Origin of the sequence: Aquincola agrisoli, assembly GCF_036621135.1 — a bacterium.
GTDB lineage: Bacteria > Pseudomonadota > Gammaproteobacteria > Burkholderiales > Burkholderiaceae_C > Aquincola > Aquincola agrisoli.
In genome coordinates this window covers 1-681 of sequence record NZ_JAZIBG010000042.1, presented here as the reverse complement: position 1 = coordinate 681, position 681 = coordinate 1, and the positions used below count along the sequence as shown (strand labels likewise).

At 39.4% G+C, this 681-nt stretch carries 1 protein-coding gene; it reads left to right on the top strand.

Annotation, left to right across the window (positions count from 1 at the left end; genetic code table 11):
- Positions 1-639, top strand: a 639-nt coding sequence (locus V4F39_RS20800) for a hemagglutinin (RefSeq protein ID WP_332291842.1), incomplete at its 5' end; no start/stop codon positions are given.
- Positions 640-681 lie beyond the last annotated feature (42 nt).

The following is a 681-nucleotide window of genomic DNA, read 5'->3' as shown; positions in this document are numbered from 1 at the left end:
ATAGAAAATGGTTGGGAAGGAATGGTTGATGGTTGGTACGGTTTCAGGCACCAAAATTCTGAGGGAATGGGACAAGCAGCAGATCTCAAAAGCACTCAAGCAGCAATTAATCAAATCAATGGAAAGATGAATAGGTTGATCGGGAAAACCAATGAGAAATTCCATCAAATTGAAAAAGAATTTTCAGAGGTAGAGGGAAGAATTCAGGACCTCGAGAAATATGTTGAGGACACCAAAATAGATCTCTGGTCATATAACGCGGAACTTCTTGTTGCCCTGGAGAATCAACATACAATTGATCTAACTGATTCAGAAATGGACAAGCTATTTGAAAGAACAAAGAAGCAACTGAGGGAAAATGCCGAGGATATGGGCAATGGTTGTTTCAAAATATACCACAAATGTGACAATGCCTGCATAGGATCAATCAGAAATGGAACTTATGACCACAATGTGTACAGAGACGAAGCATTGAACAACCGGTTCCAGATCAAAGGTGTTGAACTGAAAACAGGATACAAAGATTGGATACTATGGATTTCCTTTGCCATATCATGTTTTTTGCTTTGTGTTGTTTTGTTGGGGTTCATCATGTGGGCCTGCCAAAAGGGCAACATTAGGTGCAACATTTGCATTTGAATGCATTAATAAAAAACACCCTTGTTTCTACTGATCACGCGT